At 58.0% G+C, this 20,985-nt stretch carries 22 protein-coding genes; 8 read left to right on the top strand and 14 right to left on the bottom strand.

What is annotated here, in order from left to right; genetic code table 11:
• Window positions 1-9 precede the first annotated feature (9 nt).
• The 11 genes from ACR0DJ_RS11970 to ACR0DJ_RS11920 all read right to left on the bottom strand — a co-directional run bounded on the left by ACR0DJ_RS11970 (window position 10) and on the right by ACR0DJ_RS11920 (window position 11,166).
• Window positions 10-729, bottom strand: a complete 720-nt coding sequence (locus ACR0DJ_RS11970) for a response regulator (RefSeq protein WP_257601176.1) — start codon at window positions 727-729, stop codon at window positions 10-12.
• A gap of 110 nt (window positions 730-839) precedes the next feature.
• Window positions 840-2,021: a hypothetical protein gene (locus tag ACR0DJ_RS11965; RefSeq protein WP_480685093.1), complete on the bottom strand. Its 1,182-nt coding sequence runs from the start codon at window positions 2,019-2,021 to the stop codon at window positions 840-842.
• Window positions 2,018-2,692: a hypothetical protein gene (locus ACR0DJ_RS11960; RefSeq protein ID WP_480685091.1), complete on the bottom strand. Its 675-nt coding sequence runs from the start codon at window positions 2,690-2,692 to the stop codon at window positions 2,018-2,020. The genes ACR0DJ_RS11965 and ACR0DJ_RS11960 overlap by 4 nt, the downstream gene beginning before the upstream one ends.
• Window positions 2,689-3,588, bottom strand: coding sequence for a vWA domain-containing protein (locus ACR0DJ_RS11955; RefSeq protein ID WP_480685089.1), 900 nt, complete (start codon window positions 3,586-3,588; stop codon window positions 2,689-2,691). The genes ACR0DJ_RS11960 and ACR0DJ_RS11955 overlap by 4 nt, the downstream gene beginning before the upstream one ends.
• Entirely contained in the window at window positions 3,588-4,547 is a 960-nt protein-coding gene (locus ACR0DJ_RS11950; protein WP_480685088.1) for a VWA domain-containing protein, read from the bottom strand. Before ACR0DJ_RS11950 ends, ACR0DJ_RS11955 begins: the two co-directional genes overlap by 1 nt.
• Entirely contained in the window at window positions 4,540-4,911 is a 372-nt protein-coding gene (locus ACR0DJ_RS11945) for a hypothetical protein (RefSeq protein ID WP_170346804.1), read from the bottom strand. Before ACR0DJ_RS11945 ends, ACR0DJ_RS11950 begins: the two co-directional genes overlap by 8 nt.
• On the bottom strand, window positions 4,908-5,813 hold the full coding sequence (locus ACR0DJ_RS11940) for a DUF58 domain-containing protein (protein ID WP_480685087.1): 906 nt from the start codon (window positions 5,811-5,813) through the stop codon (window positions 4,908-4,910). The genes ACR0DJ_RS11945 and ACR0DJ_RS11940 overlap by 4 nt, the downstream gene beginning before the upstream one ends.
• Complete coding sequence (locus ACR0DJ_RS11935) at window positions 5,810-6,766, bottom strand: AAA family ATPase (protein WP_425079173.1); 957 nt, start codon at window positions 6,764-6,766, stop codon at window positions 5,810-5,812. Before ACR0DJ_RS11935 ends, ACR0DJ_RS11940 begins: the two co-directional genes overlap by 4 nt.
• 84 nt (window positions 6,767-6,850) lie before the next feature.
• A complete protein-coding gene (locus tag ACR0DJ_RS11930; protein WP_170346802.1) occupies window positions 6,851-7,777 on the bottom strand; it encodes a hypothetical protein in 927 nt (308 codons plus the stop codon).
• Between the two features lie 975 nt (window positions 7,778-8,752).
• Window positions 8,753-9,862, bottom strand: coding sequence for a ParB/RepB/Spo0J family partition protein (locus tag ACR0DJ_RS11925; protein ID WP_480685085.1), 1,110 nt, complete (start codon window positions 9,860-9,862; stop codon window positions 8,753-8,755).
• On the bottom strand, window positions 9,859-11,166 hold the full coding sequence (locus ACR0DJ_RS11920; protein ID WP_170345133.1) for an AAA family ATPase: 1,308 nt from the start codon (window positions 11,164-11,166) through the stop codon (window positions 9,859-9,861). Before ACR0DJ_RS11920 ends, ACR0DJ_RS11925 begins: the two co-directional genes overlap by 4 nt.
• Window positions 11,167-11,862: 696 nt before the next feature.
• Here ACR0DJ_RS11920 and ACR0DJ_RS11915 point away from each other — a divergent pair.
• The 3 genes from ACR0DJ_RS11915 (at window position 11,863) to ACR0DJ_RS11905 (ending at window position 14,200) form a co-directional block, all read left to right on the top strand.
• A complete protein-coding gene (locus ACR0DJ_RS11915) occupies window positions 11,863-12,333 on the top strand; it encodes a DnaA N-terminal domain-containing protein (RefSeq protein ID WP_480685084.1) in 471 nt (156 codons plus the stop codon).
• Between the two features lie 40 nt (window positions 12,334-12,373).
• Entirely contained in the window at window positions 12,374-13,513 is a 1,140-nt protein-coding gene (locus ACR0DJ_RS11910) for an aminotransferase class I/II-fold pyridoxal phosphate-dependent enzyme (protein WP_480685082.1), read from the top strand.
• Between the two features lie 78 nt (window positions 13,514-13,591).
• Window positions 13,592-14,200 carry a helix-turn-helix domain-containing protein gene (locus ACR0DJ_RS11905; RefSeq protein ID WP_480685081.1) on the top strand — a complete coding sequence of 203 codons (609 nt, stop codon included), beginning with the start codon at window positions 13,592-13,594 and terminating at the stop codon, window positions 14,198-14,200.
• A 53-nt stretch (window positions 14,201-14,253) separates the two neighbouring features.
• Here ACR0DJ_RS11905 and ACR0DJ_RS11900 read toward each other — a convergent pair whose 3' ends face one another.
• Complete coding sequence (locus tag ACR0DJ_RS11900) at window positions 14,254-15,024, bottom strand: transporter substrate-binding domain-containing protein (protein WP_170345137.1); 771 nt, start codon at window positions 15,022-15,024, stop codon at window positions 14,254-14,256.
• A 121-nt stretch (window positions 15,025-15,145) separates the two neighbouring features.
• Between ACR0DJ_RS11900 and ACR0DJ_RS11895 the strand changes: the two genes are divergently transcribed.
• The 4 genes from ACR0DJ_RS11895 to ACR0DJ_RS11880 are packed head-to-tail and all read left to right on the top strand — an operon-like array spanning window position 15,146 to window position 18,056.
• Window positions 15,146-15,886 carry an amino acid ABC transporter ATP-binding protein gene (locus ACR0DJ_RS11895; protein ID WP_480685080.1) on the top strand — a complete coding sequence of 247 codons (741 nt, stop codon included), beginning with the start codon at window positions 15,146-15,148 and terminating at the stop codon, window positions 15,884-15,886.
• A gap of 9 nt (window positions 15,887-15,895) precedes the next feature.
• Window positions 15,896-16,654, top strand: a complete 759-nt coding sequence (locus tag ACR0DJ_RS11890; RefSeq protein ID WP_171205884.1) for an amino acid ABC transporter permease — start codon at window positions 15,896-15,898, stop codon at window positions 16,652-16,654.
• Window positions 16,655-16,665: 11 nt separating this feature from the next.
• A complete protein-coding gene (locus ACR0DJ_RS11885) occupies window positions 16,666-17,001 on the top strand; it encodes a carboxymuconolactone decarboxylase family protein (protein WP_170345140.1) in 336 nt (111 codons plus the stop codon).
• Window positions 17,002-17,006: 5 nt separating this feature from the next.
• Complete coding sequence (locus tag ACR0DJ_RS11880) at window positions 17,007-18,056, top strand: aromatic ring-hydroxylating dioxygenase subunit alpha (RefSeq protein WP_480685079.1); 1,050 nt, start codon at window positions 17,007-17,009, stop codon at window positions 18,054-18,056.
• Window positions 18,057-18,059: 3 nt separating this feature from the next.
• On the opposite strand, the gene ACR0DJ_RS11875 is transcribed toward ACR0DJ_RS11880, so the two are convergent.
• Window positions 18,060-19,163 (bottom strand): hypothetical protein, encoded by a 1,104-nt coding sequence (locus ACR0DJ_RS11875; protein WP_480685078.1) that lies wholly within the window; start codon window positions 19,161-19,163, stop codon window positions 18,060-18,062.
• A gap of 153 nt (window positions 19,164-19,316) precedes the next feature.
• Here ACR0DJ_RS11875 and ACR0DJ_RS11870 point away from each other — a divergent pair, with 153 nt between their 5' ends.
• On the top strand, window positions 19,317-19,898 hold the full coding sequence (locus tag ACR0DJ_RS11870) for a carboxymuconolactone decarboxylase family protein (protein ID WP_425079183.1): 582 nt from the start codon (window positions 19,317-19,319) through the stop codon (window positions 19,896-19,898).
• Window positions 19,899-19,949: 51 nt separating this feature from the next.
• On the opposite strand, the gene ACR0DJ_RS11865 is transcribed toward ACR0DJ_RS11870, so the two are convergent.
• Window positions 19,950-20,882, bottom strand: a complete 933-nt coding sequence (locus ACR0DJ_RS11865; protein WP_425079184.1) for a hydrogen peroxide-inducible genes activator — start codon at window positions 20,880-20,882, stop codon at window positions 19,950-19,952.
• Window positions 20,883-20,985: the final 103 nt, after the last annotated feature.

The raw sequence follows: 20,985 nt of genomic DNA, 5'->3' as shown, positions 1-20,985 counted from the left end.
GTGCCCCCCCTAGTGTTGAAGAAAGGATTTGACCTCCGGCTCGTGTCGCGACTGTCTGGCGACAACCGAGTCGACCAGAACAGCGGCCTGGGTCCGGTTGCGCACCCCAAGGCGGCGCAGCAAAGCGGTGATATGCGCCTTGACCGTCGCTTCTGCCAAAGACAGCTCATAGGCAATCTGCTTGTTGGATTGGCCCACGCAGATAAGCTTGAGAATCTTGACCTGCTGCGGCGTCAATGATGAAAGCTCGGGGCTGGACTGGTAGACGGTGCTTTCGGAGGGCTTCAGCTCTTCGACCCGGCTGTATTCGGTGGGTACGTATCTCCGCCCAGAGGTGATCTCCTGAATGGCGTGTTTCAGGGTTTGCGCCGGCGTGTCTTTCGGCAGAAATCCCATCGCACCGTGGTCCAGCAAAGATCTTACCAGCTCTCCGGATGCAAGGGACGATATCACCAGAACCGGGGCATTCGGACAGCGCTGCCGCAGCTGCTGAAAACCCGATATACCCGTCACGTCCGGCAATTTCAGATCGAACATGATCAGATCGGGCTTGAAGCCTGCGCCAAGTATCTCGATTGTCTGCTTCAGCGTGTTGGCTTTTTCAATTCGGCAGTTCTCGAAGCTCAACTGCAACGCCGCGGCCAACGCATCGCTGAACAGCGGATGATCATCCACGATAAGCACGCTGGACACCTGGTCCACCGGTTTAGGACATCCCGCAATGTGCATTGCTTCTCCTCCAAAAGGAAAAGTACAGCATTTCCAGATCAGTTCAACTGTTTCGTTTTGATACTAGCGAAAGATACCATAGATAACAAAAGCTTGATGACTCAGATGACCTAATTCTTGAGGAAACTTCTGGCAAACTCCTTCAAATCAGGCTTTGCGGCCTTGGGATCGAAATACTGCCTGTCAAAATCTTGCACGTGTTTGAGTCGACTGGATGAATGGCCGTCGCGGTGCAGGATGGCAGAAGCCGCTTGCCGCAGCCTGTCTGCGCGACCAGCCCCGGCACTGCGCCGCAATTCTCGGGCCAACGGATCGAAAATACCAAAGCGTTGCAGTGCCCTTGAAGCGGCCAGTTTGTGACCGGACATGCCCAATACCAAACCGGCCAGAAAAACAACACTGGCGATTGCGGCACCTTGCCAACCCAACAGCTTTGCTGGTGGGGCATATTCCTCCGATCTGTCGGGGCCTGCCTCTTGGACAACCGTGCCGTAGGCAATGCGCTGCGGCGAGATGATGACCTCTCGGGTTTCGCGGATCACAGTGTCAAAATAACTGAATTGAAGGGGTTCAACGATGCCGGACGTGTCGTTCGAAGGGCGTATGGTCCAGCGCCAGAACGCATAGGTGACCGGCCCTTCCGGGGTCAGTTCGACAAGCCTTTTCTCAGGATGTGCGAAGATCAGGGCCGAAGGCGATGTCAACTCAGGCATGGGCGGCATCATCTCGGGCGTCGCGCCCAGGGCTTCCAGTCGAATGACGCGCAAGACCCCCTCACCCGGTGCAAGTTGATCCGGCGCATTCGACCACTGATCCGAAATCTGCAACCTGCGAACCGGAAACCACCAATCCTGCGTGGCCGGGGCTTGCGCCACCTGAATGGTCAGCGGCTCTGACTGAATCTCATGTTCGAACCAGTCGTCGTTTTCGTCTGTCAGGGTCAACCTGTGCACAAACGGACCAATTGAAAGCTGGCCTGCCTCGACAGGATAGATCGCCATACGTCGGGTAAACACCTTGTATTTCCGACCATTGATCCTTTCTTCCGACCAGCTGTCCGGCCCCAGCTGCGCCCAGCTGAACCCATCCAAGTGGGGCTGGATCAGTTCTTCGCGCGTGATGTGCCGACGATAGACACCCCGGATCGTCAACAGCACCATCTCGCGGGTGAACGGAACGGGGGCATCGTCTGCAATGGTAACCTCTATCGACGCCTCGGACGGCAGCACTGTTTTGGACTGCGCCAAAACCTGCATCGGAAGTGCAACAAGAATCAGGACCAGCCACTTCATTCCGGGTTCTCCGCTTCTGGCGGCGAAAGACCAAGCTTTTCCCGGCGCTTGTGTTCGTGTGCGATCCGGGCCGCCATGAATTCACCCGGAACGTCGGACAGCTGATTGAGCCAGCGCAGATCGGCAACCATGAACTTGTCATCAAAGATACGGCGCACGCCCAGTTGCCCGCGGCTGTCCAATTCCGCCAGTCCCAGCATCGTGTTCGCGTTCGTGACCTCACTGCCGGTTCCCGCCGCCCGCGCATTCCCGCGCGCGACAAAACTGTCGGCCTTGGGCCCGGAATTGCGTTCGGGGAAAAGACCCAAAGCCTCGGGGTCGATCTGCTGCCCCGCGTAAAAAGCGGCCAGCAGATCGAAATTCGCCTGAGCATCCAGGTTTCCTTTGGCCATGGCCCGATCATAGGCTTCCAGCGCGGCGGCCAATTGGCCGGTCCGGGCGTAAGCATTGCCAAGGTTGTACTGGTTCCCGGCGTATTCGAAAGCACTGGCTGCTTTGTCAAAAACCCCGGCACGGTAGAAGGCAACACCTTGCCAGTCAGGGTCGGAAAACAGCTTTGCAGCCATTGGATACAGACCGATTGCCAATGCGACGCGGCCAAAGGGGGCAGCGCCACCCAGCGCAAAGGCAAAAGCAATACATGCGGCACCTGCAATCGCGAACCACCTCATGCCTCTTCCCTCCAGAACAAAAACAGCAGGGGGAACAGTGCGAAGAACAACAGGTACCGTCCCAGATCGTGCCAGAACAGCACCGGATAGTCCGCCCGTTTCAAGCGGGTGGCGGCATCATCTGCCAGCCAATTGGCCAGATCATCTGACTGGTCCAAAGTGAAGACGGCACCCCCGCCGAGCGCGGCGTGAGTTTGGATTTGCGCAGTCGGAGGGTGAACTGAAACCAAAGACACACGTGCCCCTCGTGTGGCAAGCGATGCGACCCCCTGCAATGAGGGTGATCCAAGCCCGTCCCCGTCAGAAAATAGGACCACGTCCCCGGCCAGGATGCCCGCCTCTTCCATCCGCTGCAACGCCAAAGCCAGTGCGCGTTCGGGTCGCGATCCCTTGTCCGGAACGGTCTGCCCATCGATGAGCGAGAGCGTTTGACCCAATTGGCGGTGATCGGTTGTCATATCCGTGGCGACATAGGCGTCGCCTGCGTATACGATGATGCCGCCGGGGCGGGACCCAAGCGCACTGACACCCAAACGCCCCATGCTCAGCACTTGCGGCCAGCGGTCGCCCTCCGCCACGCTGTCAGATGCATCCACAAGGAACAAAACGCCATCCAGATTGCGATAGGTCTGCGCGTCGCGCCGTTCGATTGCCGGGCCGGTCAGAGCAATTCCAATGATCCCGGTGGTCAGCAGCAACGCGGCCGGTTTGAGCGGAAAGGAGCCGCCTTCGATGCGGCCAATCGCGGCCATCGCCTGGACAAGCTGCGGTTCGGTAATCTTGTCCCAGGCTCCGAACCCTCCGGCGCGGGAAAGCAACCACCACCCTGCCCCGCAGACGACGGGCAGCAAAAGCCCCCAGACCGGTCTGAGCAGGGTGACATCCAGCTCAATCATCACGCTTGCCTCCACGCCGCCAACAGGGCAAGTGCGGCCGCCATTGCTGCGGGCCAGGTCCAAAATGATCGGTAGACCTCGGCCGTAAGGCCCGCGCTGTCCGTCGCCTCCAACCGATCCAGTGCCTGTGTCACTTCAATAAGATCATCGGTGGTCTTGACGCGAAATGCTTCGCCGCCGGAAATTTCGGCAATGGCGCGCAGGGTTGTCGCATCGACGACGCCGCGCTCACCAGGTTCGGCGCTTTGCAGGTCTTTTGGACCCAGAGCAATCGTATGGACCCGCACCCCCATCTCGGCCGCCAGTTCGGCCACGCCACCGGGGTTCGTGGCGCCCGCGTTGTTCACCCCATCCGACAACAGAATGACGACCCGCGACGCCGCCTGGCTGTTGGCCAGGCGCTTCAAAGCAAGGCCCAGACCATCGGAGATGTTTGTCGCACGGCCCGAGATACCGATCGTGGCCTCTTGGATCCGTCGCGCGACAGCCTCGGTATCGAAAGTGAAAGGCGTGGCGAAATAGGCTTCGGACCCGAAAACAATCAAGGCCACCCGGTCGCCGGCGCGGCGTCGGGCAAACTCGGATCCAACGCGGGTCACCGCCTCCAAACGGGTGACCGGGCGCCCGTCGAGATGAAAATCATCCCGCACCATCGATCCCGAAAGATCCAGAACAATCGCAAGGTCCCGTCCGGACACTTTCAAAGCGCTGACGGGTTGCAGTTGGCGCGGACCGGACAGTGCAAAAATCGTGAGCGCCCAAATGATCCACAAAATCAGGAGGTCCGCCAAAACCCGGGTCCTGGCCTTAACCTGTGGGCTGGCCGCCATAAGCATTCCGCCTATGCGGTCCGGGACTGGGAACCCCCGCTCGAAAACCGGCCGCGGTTTGACCAAACGCATGATGACAAGAGGCAATGGCAGCGCCAGCAAGACCCAGGGGTCAGCAAGTTCAAACACGACCCGCGACCTCCTCTTGCAGGGTCTCCAGATCCGGTTCACCGCCGGGTTGGTAAAGATCACCCGTCAACTCTGCATAACGCTTCGGATTCTGAGCGCGCAGTTTGTGCAAAAGAGCCACCCTGCGGCGATCCACGGACCACCCCGGTTGTTCGGCAGACTGATCAGATGGACCCAGCTGTATGTTTGCTGCGGTCCTGATGCTCAGCAACCGCAGGATGGCGACACAGCCAACCGAGGCCAGCGCCGCGATACCAAGAACAGCCGCGTATTCCGCGACTGCCCCGCCTGCGGCCTCGGCGGGCAAATGGATATCCCGCAGGCTGGCCAACATCGTGGCTTCAGAGAGTGCTTTCTCACTCATGCCACATATCTTGCCGCGAAAACCGACGAAATGCGACGAGAGGTTTGTTCGACCGGGTCACTGGCATTCAGGACAAGCGCAGGATGTGTTGCCACCTTCTGAAACGCAAGTTCACCGGAAGGCTCTGCCTGGGCCAGATAGACCCGCTTTTTCCGCCCATCAGAAAGGCGGAACGGATACCAGCCTTTGGGCATCTCGTGCGCTTTGCTTTCGGTCACAAGCAGCAGTCTGGGGTTGCGGCGATGATTGAGCCGGTCCAGCACGTCCGAAAAGCCGTCTCCCTGCTGATCGAAGCCAGACGCTATGATAATCTCGGCGCCAGTCGGCGTCAGGCGCTCAACGCCGACAAGTGCCTGTTCCAGTGCCCAGCTTTCATCCTCACCCTTTTGCAGCCCGGTCAGACTGTGCGCGTGGGCCTGAACCATGCCACCGATCACATCCAGCATCCCGCGCGTTTTTCCGCGCAAGGGTACGATGACGGGTGCGCCGGTGGTAAGCGCCAACAGACCAACACGGCCGCCGCTTTCAACCATGAACCACCCGATCAGGGTCAGGGCTTCGGCGGCAGCGACTGACAGAAACGCCCGTCGGAGGCCCCAGAACATCGGTGCACGAAAATCCGCAACCAACAGGGCGACGCGATCCTGTTCCTCCTGAAACTGCCGGATATGCAAACGCCCCGTGCGGGCGGTTGTACCGCGATCCAAATGACGAATGTCATCCCCGTCCACGTATTCGCGTACATCTGCAACCTCGACGCCCTGCCCGCGTTTTCGGGTCAGAAATCCTCCGGGCAGGGCCGTCATTGTCGGGTTGCCGTGGTCGGTCAATGCGATATGCCGCAATGCAATCAAAGCCTCGGTCGTCAGGCGAACCCCCGCATGTGCCAGTACCCCCGTCACAGCGGCTCGACCGCATTCAAAATGTCGGCCACCAGCTCGCGCGGCTTTTTGCCATCTGCAACGGCTCTCCAGGTCAGCACCATGCGGTGGGCCAGCGCATCGGGCGCGACGGCGGCGACATCTTCAGGCAGGGCGAAATCCCGACCGCGCAGATAGGCGCGCGCGCGCGATGCCGAGGCCAGGGCCAATGACCCACGCGGCGAGACTGCGTGCTCGACAAAATCGGCAAACGGGCCTTCACGGGTCGCAAGCACAAGCCGGACGATATAGTCCCGCAGCTCTGGCGCGATGTGAACCGACTGCGCCTCGGCACGGGCAGTCTTCAGCTCTTCAAGCGTCATCTGCTGCGCGACCGGCGGCCCATTCCGTGTTTCGGCGATGACCAGATCGAGGATTTCGCGTTCCGTTTCCAGATCCGGCAATGTCAGTACGACATGCAGCAGAAACCTGTCCAACTGCGCCTCGGGCAAGGGAAAGGTTCCGTCGTGTTCAATGGGGTTCTGGGTCGCCACGACCAGAAAGGGATCCGGCAGGGCATAGGTTTCATTTCCAACCGTAACCTGATGTTCTGCCATGGCCTCCAGCAAGGCGGACTGCACCTTTGGCGGCGCGCGGTTGATCTCGTCAACCAGCACCAGCGTGTGAAACACCGGCCCCGGAACAAATTCAAAGCGGCCTTCCTGAGGCTGGTAAACCGGTGTTCCGGTCAGATCGGACGGCATCAGGTCAGGTGTGCATTGAATGCGGGCAAAGCCGCCCTCGACAGCGTTAGACAGCCATTTGACCGCTCGAGTCTTCGCCAGACCGGGCGGACCTTCTACAAGAAGATGGCCACCTTCCAGCAGCGCGATCAAAAGAGAGTCCACCAGATGCGCGTGACCGATAAGCCCCTGCGACAGATACGCGGACAATCCCGCAATGGCGCGTGGCGGGTTTTCAGGCCTCGTATCCATATGTCCTCCCATAGCCTCTGAGGGCGCGTTGCCTCCGCTCAGGCTACCCGGAGTCACCCGCCCGACAAAACACGTCAGATGGTATTACCTGGCCACACGAACCGAATTGGTGCAGCCTTCATCAAAAAGGGCTGCAAATCTGGGATTGGCCAGGGTTTCATCCGTCTGCGCCCATAGGCGGTCATATTGGGCGTCAATGTAATCGATAAAGCCGGGGTCAATGGTTTGATCCACCGGGGATTGCGCGACAGCATGCATCATGAAGACGTCAAACGCACAAAGACCGCTTGGGTTCGAATCCAGCAATGCGCGCATGAAGTCGTGCGAACTCCAAGGCAGGCGCTGCAAGTTTACCGGCGTTTCCTGCAATTTGGACAAAAACCCTGACGATTTGTCATACAGCAGGATGTCCATGCCGAAGGTGAAGGACTGAAACAGCTCTTCCAGCAGAATCGATTTGTGAAAATCTCTTTCCAGCTTGCTGGGTCGATCATGCGCCGGTTGTTTCACCACGATATGGGTCCCCTGCCCCCGATGACCAAAAAAGGTCTGTGCCATCGCCGGTGATGTCACCACATAGGTCCGACCCGCAGGCAGTCCAAGCTGGTGGAGCTCACTGAGCCAGTCGATATCTGCGGAAAGGTCCCGGTTGGGAGGGTACCCGGAATACAATCGCAAAACCACGGTTCGACCGGTCCCACAATCCCGCGCAGATGGGCCAGCGTACCGCATGGGTGTCGGGTGGCCGAAGCTGTGTTTCAGCAAAGCCCGAAAGGTATCAAGAACGACAAGCGTTTGCGGATGCGGTTTTTCACCGACCAGGCACAAGGCTGCACCGGCCTGATCGCGGCCATTGATGTGAACGGGTATCGCCATATCACGGCCCAGCATCGTGGACCGCAGCTCATACCCCCATCCTCTTTGTGCAAGTTCGATGTAATCGTTCTTTTCTGCACAAAGCGCGCCTGCAAAAGCGACGATCGCCAATACTTGCAATAACAGATAGCGCATTCTGCCCCTCTCAAAGTGACGCGCATTGTATCCGGGATACGGGTCTCTCGCAAAATTCTTTGAAATCCGCCTGGATGGGAATGGCGATCCGCCAAGCCCGCCGGTCGAGAAACCTGCGGAACCGGGCAGCGCGGCCCGGCGTGAATTGAACTTTGCCTGCCATGTCGACCAAGTCCATTCCCGTCATGGCAGACAGCCTGGCATCGACGCACCTGGACCAAGGTTGGCGTGATGAACAACTTGATTTGGTTGGCCGCCGTGCAGATGGCTGCTCGGGGATCGTGGCCATGGTGCACGCTGATTCCGGACTGCACTGCATGACCAGGGAATATGCGCCTGCGTCACCCGCATTGCGATCGTCCATTATTGGTTGTGGACCCTGCGCCCAAGCCAAACCCGTGCGCCGAACCGATTTGGTGCGTTCAGGATTTCACATCACACCCCGGTTTTGCGTTGTTCGGTTGAATTAGGTGCCCCGAAATCGCGAAGATGCAAATCCCCTTCCCGGCTTTGTGTGCAAAAAATGATAATTTTGCACACTACTTTCGAATGCGACTCGAATCTTATAATCCATGATAATTTTTCTTATCACATGTAATTCTTGTGACGAGACTGCGCGCGCTGAACAACTGTCATGTCACCCGTGTTCCCACATCACATATTGCAAGCTGCAATCCCGAACCGGCTTCGAGTCCCCTACCCTGACCTGAAGGCACGAACCGGGACAAAACGCCGTGATGCGTGGCCCCGACAACATTCCTCGTAACGGGACGTTTCTGAACCAACGTCAATGACAGAAGCCACATGCGCCGTTCTCAAGCCCCTGCCGCGCCGGTGACAGGACACTGGCTTCAGGCAAGAAGACTCAGGGGGGACTCATGGGCAGGTATCCTTTGTTGAGAACGCCCAGGCTTTGCGACAAGACAAAGGCGCCGGATTCGACTGGCGCCTTTTCTCGGAGCTTCAAACCAAATCTTACCCGTGGGTAAGATCATCTTCCTCGGGAAGAGCATCGATGAAAGCAGCTATTGCCGCCTCAAGTTTGCTGCGATCAACACGTGTAAAGTCCAAATCATATCTCAACTCAATCCGACCACTGGATGCCGAGCACTTGGCGATCCCTGCCCGCCCAGATACCTGAAACGTGGTCTTCGCACGCCGTGGTTTACCGGCGCTTTCAACCGGAGCCTTCTTTGCCACGCTTGTTTCCTGTGCACCCAGAAAAGACCTGAGGATAGCAACTTCCCGCGCTCCGTCACGGTCCGGCTCGCTCATGACTGCGGCGCTCACCTGGCGCACCAGACCCGGTGTTGCGTCCAGCTTGCGCTTCAGCTCTACGCCTACGTTGCGTGGAATGTCGTTCGGATGTTTCAGAACCTTGTCCAACATCATCAGCAAACTGGCAAACGATCTAATATAGCTCCGCTTTGTGTAACTGGCGGATTTGAACAGCGTGGAAACCGCCTTGTCTACATCCGGGCAATCATTTGCCGGGTCTTCGGCATACGCGCGTGCCAAAGCACCCATTTCAGCAAACGAGATATCCTTGCGGATCAGGTTCTCATCCACCATGCGCCGGTAGCTGCTGTCGAGATCGCCCGCCTCTGAAATACCCGCTGGAATTCTGGCATAGGACTCGTCTCCCGTTTCCTCGTACAAGGCCCGATAGGCAGACAGGCGCCGCATCCCCTGGATCAGTTCAAATCGTCCATCTGTGCGGCGCTCAAGTCGGATGGGGTTGGACAATCCAATTTCCTGAATTGACGCCTTCAACTCGTCCAGCTCCGGATCCGGCCCTGGTTTGCGATCCCGCGTCAACTTTTCAAACAGAATGTCACCCAATGCCACGCGTTCCGTCACCAGGCCTTCGGAACGCAGCCGCACAAGCTCATGCGCAAGACGATCGTTTTCTGCGCGGATGGACTCTTCCGTCGATTGCTGGTCGCGCAGCGCATCGGCATTTTCCGAAATGGCCGCAGCCATCGGTCCGCGCCGCTTTTCAAGAACCTTGTCCGGAACCTTGCCGACAGGAATGTCATCCATTGCAGGCAGGTCGATATCAAACATTCTGCGCTTACGGCTCATGCGTCATCCTCCAGCTTGTCCCAGGCAGAAAGCATCACACCCCGGAATTCCTCGTAAACATTGTCAAAGGTCGAGCGGGCCCGACGCCAAGTTTCGCGGGTCATCTCGCGATAGTCCATCTCATAAACCGAACTCAGAAAGCGGCCGGATTGTTCGACCGCGCGGGTCATTTCAACCGGGTGCTGGGCGACGTGGTCCCCGAAAACCTTCTGAAAGGCATCGAACATTGCCAGATGCAAGGCGTTGCCCGGCTCGTACCGTGTAAGCAGGAACCGCAGTTCGCAGAAGGTTTTGGGAAGACCGATCTTACCCGTGGGTAAGGTTTTGTCGAACCCGTAGGCCAGGTCCTCCAAAGCTTCTGCCAGCTGACCGATAAAGGACGTGGTCGAGTCATATTCCCAGTATCCCGGGCCAGACGGGATGTACAACATGTCCGCCGCGAACACCGCGTTCATGGACTGATACCCAATGGCCGGCGGGCAATCGAACAGGATCAGGTCATAGGCGTCGTCAGGGATTTGATCCAGATACCGGGACACCGCTGCAAAGAAAGACCACTCAGGGTTCAGGTGGCGATACTGTGCCGAGGCAAATTCGACGAAGGCCGCGTTCGCACAGGATGGGATCGCATCGATGGTCGACCATGACGTCCGTCTGATGAAATCGCTGATCCGCAGATCTCCAAGCCCCATATCGGTGATCGCCGGGGGCAGTTCCCGGTGGGGCAGGGCGGTGCCGGACTCGGCCGCGGCGGGCCGATTGTTCATGCGCTCGGTCTCGCGGATTAGGTCACGGGCCATGATCCCCCAGACAGTATAATCCTCTGCGACATCGGTCAGGCCCATGGAATGGCTCAGCGTGGCCTGCGGGTCGAAGTCAACGACAAGAACACGGTACCCATCAAGCGCCGCAGCATGCGCAAGATGCAACGCCACCGTTGACTTGCCCGCACCGCCCTTGAAGTTCGCCACGGCTGCGCGAATGGCCCGCTTGCCCTCGGGACGCGGCGGCATGAGGGATTTGCGATTCACCTTGAGCCTCCGACGCAACTCATTCACTTCCTCCAGGCTGAACCAGCGCTGCCGCCCCTCGGGCTCAACCTCGCCACCGGGCAGCGACGGATCAGCGGCCAGCTTTCCGCGAAAGGTTGACTGGTTGACCCGGAAGATCAGCTCGGACACCTCCCAGCTCGAAAACCGGCGGAGTGTCTTCTCCATCTCGGGGCTAAAGGTCTGCTGACGAATCCACCCCTGGAGTTTGAGAGATTGATTGCGCAATGCATTCAGGTCTTCGTGCGTGTACATGCCTCATGTCTCTTTGTTTAGAACGTAAATTTCTGTTCGTTTCTTATTTACGCCCGATTTGCGCTTTACGCAAAAGAAAATATGATGAAACTCAAATCTTACCCACGGGTAAGAAAACAAGGCCCAGCAAGGCCATCGCCGATTCGGCGGCGCACAGGATGAGGGGTGACGATTCGCAACAGGCCCTCAACCGTATTTAGGGGGGCAATCTTCCTGGATCGACGATATATGGGGGGACATAACAGGCTGTTAAGGGGTCACCCTGAATGTCCCCCATCACCAATACTTCACCAGATTTCTTTTATTTTTTGATCTGGATTGGCGCAGTTTTCTGACCGGTTTCAGACTCTTCTTGACAGAATCGAAGCTTTGGACGCTAATTAGGCCAAGATGACGAAAAGCGTTGGCAAACAGCGCAAGATCGGCGGGACACACCCGTCTGAGGCAGACAGAGCGGTGAGAACGGGTATGCAGCTGGCTAAACCGGTCGGGCGAAATGCGGCGGCCTTAAAATATGATATACTATCTGCGCTCACCATTTATGCGTTGTCGGGTGACAAGCATCGACAGCGCAGCGTGCTGCGTATCATCGCATTGATTACGACACGGTATAACTGGCAAAACAACGAATTATCGATTGGGCGCGAAGAAATTTCGCGCCTTTGGGCGGTGAATGAAAGGACTGTAAAGCGCGAAATGGCCAGATTTCGCGCATTAGGTTGGGTAACGGTCAAACGGCCTGCTGCACGGGGCCGGGTCGCGGTCTATGAAATCGACCTCAAACAGATCATGATCGATACGCAGGAGGTCTGGCCGATCATAGGTTCCGATTTCCAGGCCCGGATGAGCGAGGATTCCGAGCCCGTTACAAATGTCGTGCCTTTCGCGGCAAAACCCCCGGGGCCTGAAATCAACACCCCCGAAGCCAAGCCCGAGGATATCTGGTCGCAGGTACAGTCAATTCTTCACGGGCGCGATCCCGAGTTGTGGGCGAGTTGGTTCCAGCATCTGTCCGAGTCGGAAAGGGCAGGGGGGCGCGTCATACTGGTTGCACCCTCGCGGTTCATGGCTGATTACATTGCACAGAAATGGACGGCACGATTGCTGGCCGCCTACAGCCGCGTCGATCCCAGTATCAGAACGGTTCAAGTAAACGCAGCCGATTGAGGTTGCGAGGTGCGCAGCACGGCCGAGCAAAGGATGCGTCATGATCAACCGAGATTTCCAACCATTTCGGGTCGAACAGTTCCTGTCCGAAACGGAACACGGGGTGGTCTTCAATTTCTCGGAAAGCGGTGTTCATCCCATGTCGTTGCAGGGATTGATGGATCTTGCCCGGATTGATCTCGACGCTCTGCTGACAACGATGATTGATTACCCGCAAGTCAATGGAAAGCAATCCCTGCGCGAAACCATCGCAGGCTTGTACCCGGGGGCCTCGGCGGATGGGGTATTGGTCACGGTCGGGGCAACCGAAGCGAACACGCTGGTGGCCAACACCTTGTTGGAGCCCGGCGACAATGTTGTGTGTTTCCGACCGACCTATGAGCAGATTTTAGGAAACGCCGCCAATCTCGGCAACGAGGTGCGCTGGGTCGATCTGATCGAATCCGCAGGGTGGGGCATTGACGCAGAGGCGCTGGAGCGGGCCATCGATGACAGGACCCGCATCATCCATGTGGTCAATCCGAACAATCCAACGGGCCGTATTCTGACCGAAGCGGACCGCGCGCGTATCGTGTCGGCTGCCGAGCGCGTTGGTGCCTGGATCGTTTCGGACGAAGTTTATGCCGGAACCGAGCGCGAAGGTGATACCGAAACGCCTTCGTTCTGGGGAAGGACGGACAGGGTTCTTGTGGTGAACTCCATGTCCAAGGCCTATGGGCTTCCGGGGCTGAGGCTGGGGTGGCTTGTGGGGCCGGAACAAATCATTCAACAATGCTGGCGGCGGCACGAATATGCCTCGATCGCGGCATCCATGTTGTCGATGGAACTGGCGGACAAGGCGCTTGCCGAACCGGCACGGTCCAAGTTGAAAGCCCGCGCGCGCCGTCTGATCCGCACGGGGTTCGACGTTCTCACGGAAGAACTGGCGCGGCATCAGGGGGTGTTTTCCGTTGTACCACCTCAGGCGTCGGCCATGTCGTTCGTGCGGTTCAATCTACCGATCGCATCCGAGGAGTTCAGCATGCGCCTTTTGCGCGAAAAAGACGTGCTGGTCATTCCGGGGTCGCGGTTCGGGGTCGAGAACCATTTTCGGTTCAGTTCGGCCCTGCCAGAAGATCATCTGCGGGCAGGGTTGGCAAAGTTGAATGATCTTACAGGCGACATTCTGAACAGAGGCTAAGGGTTTGCCGCCGAACTGGTGAAAGTGGTTCGGTGACATTTCTTTTGCCTTTTTCATACGTGTCGATAGGCTTCGCGAATGGAAGATTCATCTGTGCTTTCCACCGAAAAACCGCCGCTGGATCACCTGGTCGGGTCCGCGGTGAAAACGCATCGCGCGCTGGCCGGGTTGACTCTGGCCGAACTGTCTCAGCGGTCCGGCGTATCCACGGCGATGATTTCCAAGATCGAGCGCGGTCAGGTGTCTGCTTCACTGGCGACGCTGGAGGCCCTGGCCGGCGGAATCGGCGTTCCGCTGATCAACTTTTTCGCCGGCACGGTCAAACGCACGGATGTGTCATTTGTGGCCGCAGGCGAAGGTGTAACCGTGCAACGGTTGGGCACCGGTTTCGGGCACAGTTACAAGCTGATCGGTCGGGCCGAAGCGAAACATGTCAGTTTCGAGAGTTTCAGCGTTACTTTGGAAGGTCCCTTGGACGAACGCCCGCTTTACCAACATCAGGGTGTCGAATTCATCCACGTCACCGCCGGCGAGATGGTCTATGGCTGCGGTGAAGCCGCTTATCACATGCGGCCGGGCGACAGTCTGAGTTTTGATTCAAACGCCACTCATGGGCCGTTGGAGTTGAAAACTGACACGGTCAGCTTTGTCACCGTGGTTGCCAAAGCCGTTTCGGGCGACAATTGAAAACGCCCGGCGACCGGGCCGGGCGTTTGGGAATCAAGGTGATCCGAGACGAGTCAGAGACCCCATTTCTTGCGGTTTTCCTCGAAGAACCCTTGCGCCTTTTTGACTTCGATCCAGTTGTTCACGTAGTTGATCCAAACCTGATCGGCCTGTGGCAGGATCATCGCGATAGGTGACGGCGAACGCGGGCCTGCATTCTTCACGCGTACCACCGGAAACTTCGCCTCGAGGGTTGAGCCTTCGATGTTCGACGTGATGAAGACATCCGCGCGTCCTGCGATTACTTCCTGAAAACCGCGGGCCGGGGCCTCGACCACTTTGATATCTGCGTTCGGGAACCATTCGCGGACGCGTTTTTCGAACGTTGTGCCCAGGGTGGTCGCGACTTTTACTCCGGGCTGGTTGATCGAGTCATAACCGTCGAATTTGTCGGCCTTGTCCTTGGTGGTATAGGGGAAGAGCTCCACCGAAATATAGCTGTCGGAAAAGCCCGCGACCTTCATGCGCGGCGGTGAAATCGATGCCGATCCGGTCAGGTGATACTTGCCTGCCACCACACCGTTGACCAGTGTTTTCCAGTCGGTGGGGACATATTCGACCTCGACCCCCAGATCGGCGGCCAGCTCGTTCATGATGTCGATATCATACCCTTTGTAGCTGTTGGTCGCTGGGTCGCGGAGCGACATGGGGTTCCAATCGCCCGTGGTGCCAACCTTGAGCACGCCGGAATCCAGCACCTCGTTCAGTGCAGATTGCGCCTGCGCTGCGCCTGACAATACAAGCCCAAGCGCAGCGGCTGCCGCAGCTTTCCAAAAAGTGTTCATAGGTTTCTCCCGTTGGTGGCGTTTCGACCTTGTGGCCGTATTCTTCATTGATTTAAGCCCAAAGGGAAAGATAACCTCAAGAAAATATTATACTGGGACTAAAACAGGGGCAGTTCATCTTATGCCAGACGCCGCAATCGAACTTGTGGGCGTGAACAAGTGGTTCGACACGTTTCACGTTCTCAAGGACATCAATCTGACGGTCGACAGCGGCGAAAAGGTGGTGATTTGCGGGCCTTCCGGGTCAGGAAAATCCACTGTTGTGCGATGTATCAACCAGTTAGAGAAGCACCAGAAAGGCACCATCCGCGTAGATGGGATCGAGTTGACGGATGACGCAAAATCCGTGGCCAGGATCCGATCCGAGGTCGGCATGGTGTTTCAGCAGTTCAACCTGTTCCCGCATCTGACCGTGTTGGAGAACCTGACTTTGGGCCCGGTCAAGGCCCGCGGTCTCGGCCGCAAAGAGGCAGAGGAAAAAGCGCGTCACTATCTGGATCGGGTGCACATTCCCGATCAGGCCGACAAAAAGCCCATTCAGTTGTCGGGCGGTCAGCAGCAACGCGTCGCCATAGCGCGATCCCTGTGCATGGAGCCGCGCGTTCTGCTGTTTGACGAACCCACTTCGGCACTGGACCCCGAGATGATTTCGGAAGTGTTGGACGTGATGGTCGAACTGGCGAATGAGGGCATGACCATGGTGGTCGTCACGCACGAGATGGGATTTGCCCGCAAGGTGGCGGACAAGATGATCTTCATGGATGCAGGCGAAATTGTCGAGGAAGGCAACCCCGAACATTTCTTCACCGCACCTCAATCCGAACGGTGTCGCCAATTCCTCAGCCAGATTTTGCAGCACTGAGCGGAGCCGATGAAAAAACTTCTTCTCATATTGCCTCTTCTTCTGCTGGCAGGTTGTTCGTCGTCGCAGACCTGGGGCTGGTACGTTATCGATCCGACCACGGCCACGGGTTGGACCAATGTTAAATTCCTGATCTCGGGGATGGGTGCCACGATCCAGATTTCCCTGATCGCCGCCGTCCTGTCGATCGTCATCGGGCTGCTGGTCGCCTTGCCGGGGTTGTCCGAGAAACGCGGCTGGCGGATGCTTAACCGGATTTACGTGGAGTTCATCCGCGCCATCCCTCTGCTGCCGATGTTGTTTTGGGTGTTTTATGGCTTGCCGATCGTGTTTCAGTCAATGGGGATGAACATCCCCATTGACCCCTTTTGGGGTGCGATCCTTACGTTGGCGATTTCTGACAGTGCCTTTACTGCCGAAATCTACCGCGCGGGGATTCAGTCCATTGCCCGAGGCCAGCGCGAGGCGGCGCAAACCATTGGGCTGAACTATGTGCAGACCATGCGCTATGTGATCCTGCCACAGGCGATCCGGCGCATTCTGCCGCCGCTGGCGAACCAGTTCATCTACATCGTCAAGATGAGCGCCTTTGCCAGCGTCATCGGAATGCAGGAACTGACCCGCCGCGCGAATGAACTGGTGGTGACGGAATACCGCCCGCTGGAAATCTATACCCTGCTGATTTTCGAATACCTGATCCTGGTTTTGATCATCTCAGCCGGGGTGCGCTGGCTGGAGCGTCGCATGGGCGCGGACGAGCGCGGATAAGGAGTGAAAAAATGAACTGGAAAGATTTCATGGCCGAAACCGAGGCCAATATCGGGGCCTTTTCAAAGGAGGTGCCGGAAACCGTGCGCGGCTTTGGCATCATGGGCAAGGCGGCCAAGACTGATGGGGCGCTGAGCGAGAAGACCAAAGAGTTCATGGCGCTCGGCATTGCGATCGCGACACGCTGCGACAGCTGCATCGGATTCCACGTGCGTTCGCTGGTTCGGCTGGGCGCCACCCGCGCTCAGATGTGCGAGGCGTTGGCCATGGCCACCTATATGGGCGGCGGGCCGTCCTATGCCTATAGCGCCAAGGCGCTCAGGGCTTTTGACGAGTTTTCGGAGTAAGAAACATGCGTCCTGATCTGGCCGGAGCAGAGGGGTTCATTCGCAACAGCTGGTACGTCGCCGGACGGTCCGAGGATTTTGGCCGCAGCCTGAACGCCGTGCAAATGCTGGGCGAGGACATCGTGGTCTATCGTGACACAGCGGGCAAAGCGATCGCGTTGGAGGACGCTTGCCCGCATAGAAAGCTGCCGCTGTCTCGGGGCACCATTGAAGGGGACCATGTGGTTTGCGGCTATCACGGTCTGACATTCGGCTGCGGCGGTGAATGTGTCAGCGCCCCGACGCAGTTGGACAATCCTCCGCGCCGCGCCGCCGTGCATGCGTACCCGGCCGAAGACCGCTGGGGGTTTCTGTGGCTGTGGACGGGGGACCCGGACAAAGCCAGCACGGACGATATCATCGACATCCCCAATTTCGACAACCCGTCCTGGGGCAAGACCCGGACCGGCGCGATGGAGATGGCGTGCCACTACCTTTACATTATCGACAACCTGCTGGATCCAAGCCATGTGGCCTGGGTGCATCTGACCTCGTTTGCCGGGGCAGGGACCGACACCCGCCCGCTGGATATCGAAGAAACAGAAACAGGCGTCATTGTTTCGCGCTGGATCGCGGACGAACCCGCGCCGCCCTACTATGCGCCGATCCTGCCGTTTGGGCCAAGTTGCGACCGCAAGCAACATTACGAATGCCGTCTGCCATCCACTGCGATCAACATGTCCGTTTACACTCCGGCCGGAGAAGGCGGGGCGGATCGGCCGATGTCGCCCAATGCCTTTGTCAATATTTCGTACAACTTCATCACGCCGGTCGATGCGGAAATTTCTCGGTATTTCTGGTTCCAGCACCGCAACATGCACGCGGATGACGCAGCCATGTCGCAGCGCATGTTCGAAGGCGCGGTCATGGCTTTCAACGAGGACAAAGAGGTTCTGGAACACGTTCAAACCGGCATGGCGCGGCGCAAGACCGGCTATATCAACCTCGGGCTGGACGCGGGCGCGATGCGGTTCCGCGCGCGGGTTGCAAAGCTGATCGCGCAGCAGGCCGGCTGATCATCAGGCCGACAAGCGCCCGTTCGCGCCCTGGCCCACGTGTCGGGCCGGGTCGTCGAACACCGCTTTGATGCAGGGATACCGGTCGAGAATTTCGGCCCCACCGGGCAACAGATCGGCCCGGAGCACGCCGGCATCCCAGATCGCGACATCATCCACCCGGATCGTGGGATCCAGCACGTTCAGCGAAATCTCACCCGGCGCATAATGTCCGCAAGTGTGAAAGTGCAGCAGGCGCGGATTGCCAAAGGCAGATCCGCTCCAACGTTCGAAGTTGCTTCGGGCCGGGGTGGTGTAGGCGCAGCCCGGATGGATGCCTGCGTGCCAGGAATGCATGGTCAGGGGATCAAGACCGAACATCCGACCGACCTTTTCGTAATGCATCTGCGCGCAATGCACATCCATGGGATGGCCGTCAAAACCGGTCAGGCGGTTGTTTTCGAACCGGATGATCAGCGGTTCTCGCAGGTCACAGCCGTATGGTTCATAGAACTTCGATCCGGTGCCGACCAGAAACCCGTCCTGAACCAGCACACCGGAAAATCCCTGCGCGGGAACCGGGGCAAAGACCGACATCGGAAAACGCGTGATGCTGACATCCGTGGCACCTGATGGGGGGAAGGCGGCGCCCGGTCCACTAAAGTCGGTGCCAAGCGGGCAGGTTACGTGGATGCGCCCGGCATTGGCCAACAGCCGGTTGACCGCGTTTTTCAGTTCAACGAACCCGGTGTAGTTGGCGCGCCCGAAACCCGAGGCCAGCATTCCGGCGTCCAGCGCATACGACATGATGGTCCGAACGTCCCTCATTCCTGCGTCGAACCGTATCTGATCGCCGGTGCGGGACAGAAACAGGGTGCAGTCCGCCGACTTCATCGCCGATTTCAGCTCTTCAGGTACCAAGGGACCCATAGGATCGAATGGGAGAGTTCGAACTGCGGTTTTGATCCGGTTCTGTCGGGCACAGTCGACGATAGCCCCTGTGATCTCGGCATCGTAATAACCGTTGGGCGCATCTTCGCAGACCACAAGCAACTGGTCGCCCGCCGTCAGACCACCACATCTGAACAACAGGTTTTCAGCGCCCGCCATGAGCTCTGGACTGTGCATTTCCGCTGATCCTCAACAAATCCCCCGCGTTGGCATTTTACATCTTTCACGTTTCCGTGATCCAGAAAAAATTTCACCTTAAGAAAAAAATTAACTGACACGCCTGTGGGCTTTGTTCATAAGCTGAGCCCGAACAGGACAGGAGACACAGCAATGAGTGCTTGGATCGAGATGATCTCGGACGACAAGGCCGACGGCCGCCTGAAAGAGCTGCTGGACAAGGCCCGCACCCCTCATGGCACCGTAGACACGGTCATGCGTGTGCATTCATTGCGCCCCGAAACGATGAACGGGCATGTGACGCTGTACCGTTCGGTCCTGCATTCCGATGACAACCAGTTGCCGTTTTGGTTTCTCGAGGTTGTCGCCAGCTATACCTCGATCCTGAACGATTGCACCTATTCCCTGACCCATCACTTCATGAACGTGCGCAACCTGCTGAAGGACCAGCCGCGCAGCGACCGGATTTTCGTCGCGCTCAAGGCGCATCGGCCCGAGGACGAATTCGAAGGCAGGGAACTGGCGCTGCTGCGCTATGCCGCCAAGCTGACGACGGATGTCGGCAAAATGGTCAAGTCCGACTTCGAAGCGCTCAAGATTGCAGGCTGTGAGGATGGCGAGATCCTGGAGGTCAATCAGGTCTGCGCCTATTTCAATTATTCAAACCGGTTGCTGAACGGGTTGGGGGCAACGACCGAGAATGATGTGATCGGCTATTACACCGGTGACGCCTGACGGGTTGCGCCGGGTCTGGCCCCCGTGCCGTGGAACATCGTTTCAGGTGGGTCAGCCGGTTTTTTCGGGCTGTGGCGGCTTCACGCCCCACGTGTTTTCTTCGGCCGTTTTGCGGATGATCGCGCCGATCTTCAATAGGTTTTCGCTGAGCGGGTTGGTCTTTCGCCAGATCAGACCAATCGTCCGTGTCGGCGGCGTGTCCTGAAACCGGGCAATGGACACATCCGCGGATCGGGTTTCCAGCCCGACCGCCATTTCCGGTATCAGGGTCACACCGATGCCGGCGCCGACCATCTGAACCAGTGTGGAAAGCGAACTGCCCTCCATGATGTGCTGCGGTTCGATATTGCGGATCGAACAGAAGGACAGGGCCTGATCCCTGAAACAATGCCCCTCTTCCAGCAACAGCAGGCGCATGGTTCTGAGCTGCGAGGAACTTGGCATCGGCAGGTTGGCATCCTGCGCCGGGCGAACCAGCAGAAAATCTTCGTTGAACAGCGAGAACTCTCGGAGGTTGGGTTCCGAGACGGGCAGGGCAACGACGCCGAAATCCAGTTTCGAATCCAGAATTTCACCGATCAACGTCTTGGTTATCGTTTCCTTGGGTTCAATGGTCAGTTGTGGGAATCGCTGCGACAACGCTTTGATGATCGAGGGCAGCAGATAAGGTGCAACCGTGGGAATGACCCCGATTCTGATGCGGCCCGACAGGGGGCCTGAGGGGGATTGCACCAATTTCCCCAAATCCTCGACCCGGGTCAGGATTTCGCGGCCATGTTTCAGCACGTCCTCGCCAAGTGCTGTCAGGCGGGTTTGCCGGGCCGCGCGTTCGACCAGCGGCCCACCCATGATTGCTTCCAGCTCTTTGATTTGTATGGAAAGCGCGGGCTGCGATATCGCACTGGCCGCAGCCGCTTTGCCAAAGTGGCCATGCGTGGCGAGCGCCTCGAAATAGCGCAGGTGTTTGAGGGTCAGTGTTTTCATATGAAAAACTAATCGCAACGATAGTAATTACAAATTTCCAATTATCGAAGCTGTGCGGTACGAGTCAAGATATCTGAACCCCTAGGTAAATACTCAGGAGATT

It is taken from the genome of Ruegeria sp. BF10 (assembly GCF_056538725.1).
The sequence above is the reverse complement of the archived record's forward strand: the minus strand, read 5'-3'. Positions and strand labels throughout refer to the sequence as shown.